General features: G+C 45.7%; 4 protein-coding genes. 3 read left to right on the forward strand and 1 reads right to left on the reverse strand.

Annotated elements, in window-relative coordinates; translation table 11 throughout:
- The coding region (locus tag IQR33_RS32450) for a tRNA (adenosine(37)-N6)-threonylcarbamoyltransferase complex transferase subunit TsaD (protein ID WP_416222671.1) at positions 1-392 on the reverse strand (392 nt) is incomplete at its 3' end.
- A gap of 230 nt (positions 393-622) precedes the next feature.
- On the opposite strand from IQR33_RS32450, the gene rpsU reads away from it, so the two are divergent.
- From rpsU to dnaG, 3 genes are all read left to right on the forward strand, one after another.
- Complete coding sequence (rpsU, locus tag IQR33_RS07290; RefSeq protein ID WP_001145625.1) at positions 623-838, forward strand: 30S ribosomal protein S21; 216 nt, start codon at positions 623-625, stop codon at positions 836-838.
- A gap of 27 nt (positions 839-865) precedes the next feature.
- Positions 866-1,309, forward strand: coding sequence for a GatB/YqeY domain-containing protein (locus IQR33_RS07295; protein ID WP_005379720.1), 444 nt, complete (start codon positions 866-868; stop codon positions 1,307-1,309).
- 149 nt (positions 1,310-1,458) lie between these two features.
- Positions 1,459-2,232, forward strand: a 774-nt coding sequence (dnaG, locus tag IQR33_RS32455; protein ID WP_228013787.1) for a DNA primase, incomplete at its 3' end; no start/stop codon positions are given.

Consider the following 2,232-nt stretch of genomic DNA (forward strand, 5'->3'; position numbering starts at 1 on the left):
ACAAACGGGAACGGTGGAGGGTTATCTTCCAACATTGGGGCCAATAGGTGACCTTCCATATGATGAACAGGTACCGCTGGCACTCCCCAAGCATAAGCAATACTGCGACCGATAGTCGCACCCACTAATAGCGCCCCAACAAGACCAGGCCCCGCGGTATACGCGACACCATCGATGTCTTTTGAAGTTAAGTTCGCTTCTTTTAGTGCCTCTTTAATAAGAGGAATGGTTTTCTTTACGTGGTCACGTGAAGCCAACTCAGGCACCACACCGCCGTAATCTGCGTGCAGTTTTACTTGGCTGTATAGCTTGTGTGACAAGAGACCGTTTTCATCGTCATAAATTGCGATGCCAGTCTCGTCACAAGAGGTTTCAATACCAATAATGCGCATGGTTTTCTCAGTATGCTTTCTGTATAGAGGAAATTTGGGCGTCATATTACCTCGCCTTGGTGCTGCAAACAAATTTTGTACAGACAATAATCGACAAAAGGCTTTACAAAGTAGTTGTGATCGGATTAAAATTCCGCACCATTTTTGATCAAGCTGGTAAGAGACCTAACAATTGTGATTTGGTCTGTTGAATACCAGCGTTAACGAATAACCCCTGAGGTGAAAGGCATATGCCAGTAGTTAAAGTACGTGAAAACGAACCGTTCGACGTTGCTCTACGTCGTTTTAAGCGCTCTTGCGAAAAAGCAGGTATCCTTTCTGAAGTGCGTCGTCGTGAGCACTACGAAAAACCAACTACAGTTCGCAAACGCGCTAAAGCAGCAGCTCAAAAGCGTCACGCTAAGAAGCTAGCTCGCGAAAACGCTCGTCGCGTTCGCCTGTACTAATAACTGAGCTCCAAAAGGAATTTAGTTATGGCTCTGATTGATCAACTCAAAGAAGAGCAAAAATTAGCGATGAAAGCCAAGGACAAATTGCGCCTTGGTACTATTCGTTTAGCCCTATCAGCAATCAAGCAACGTGAAGTTGACGAACAGATTACTCTGAACGATGACGACATTCTTGCAGTATTGACCAAGATGGTTAAACAACGTCGCGACTCTGTAGCGCAGTTTGAAGCAGCGGGTCGTCAAGATCTTGCTGATGCGGAACAAGCAGAAATTACCGTTCTTGAGGACTTTATGCCTCAACCACTGACAGACGAAGAAGTAGCGGCTCTCATCGAGAACGCGATTGCTGAATCTGGCGCAGCTGGCATGCAAGACATGGGCAAAGTAATGGGCGTTCTGAAACCGCAAATTCAAGGGCGTGCAGATATGGGTAAAGTAAGCGGTTTAGTTCGCGCTAAATTGGCTTAAGGTACCCCACCCAATTGCAGCAAGCCGTGCTATCCTTTGGAGCGCACGGCTTGTTTGTATCTGGATGGATGGAATGAAATCAATGGGCAATACGCTCATTCTTTTAAGGCATTCACTCCACTCATCATCTTCTTTTTTTGTTAGGTTTTATGGCTGGACACATCCCTCGCAGTTTTATCGATGACCTTCTAGCTCGACTTGATATTGTCGATATCATCGACGCACGTGTGAAACTTAAGAAAAAAGGCAAAAACTACGGCGCATGCTGCCCTTTCCACAACGAAAAGACACCCTCATTCAGTGTCAGTCAAGAAAAGCAGTTCTACCATTGTTTTGGTTGTGGCGCGCACGGAAATGCCATCGATTTTTTGATGGAATTCGACCGACTAGAATTCGTCGAAGCCATTGAAGAACTCGCTTCATACTTGGGTTTAGATGTTCCTCGAGAACAACGTAGCGGCGGTAATGGTTCGTTTCAGTCAGGCCCACAAGCAAGCAGCAGTGAAAAACGTAACCTATACGACTTAATGGGCAGCATTGCTCAATTTTATCGTAACCAACTCAAACAGCCAGCAAGTAAGGTGGCGATTGAGTATCTAAAAGATCGCGGCCTGTCTGGTGAAATCGTCCAGAAGTTTGGCATCGGCTATGTGGCTGATGAATGGGATTTAGTTCGTAAGAACTTTGGCCAGAATAAAGAAAACCAAGACATGCTCGTCACAGGCGGCATGTTGATTGAAAACGATAAAGGCAACCGCTACGACCGATTCCGTGGTCGAGTGATGTTTCCTATTCGAGACAGACGCGGCCGAGTAATAGGCTTTGGTGGTAGAGTATTAGGTGACGGGACACCAAAATATCTCAACTCACCCGAAACCCCGATATTTCATAAAGGTAAAGAGTTGTATGGCCTTTATGAAGTA

It is taken from the genome of Vibrio sp. OPT46, from assembly GCF_015163535.1.
Classification (GTDB): domain Bacteria; phylum Pseudomonadota; class Gammaproteobacteria; order Enterobacterales; family Vibrionaceae; genus Vibrio; species Vibrio alginolyticus.

Excerpts from the sequence above, each read along its gene's own strand:
- rpsU (WP_001145625.1), top strand. The coding sequence starts at position 623 with ATGCCAGTAGTTAAAGTACGTGAAAACGAACCGTTCGACGTTGCTCTA.
- IQR33_RS07295 (WP_005379720.1), top strand. The coding sequence starts at position 866 with ATGGCTCTGATTGATCAACTCAAAGAAGAGCAAAAATTAGCGATGAAA.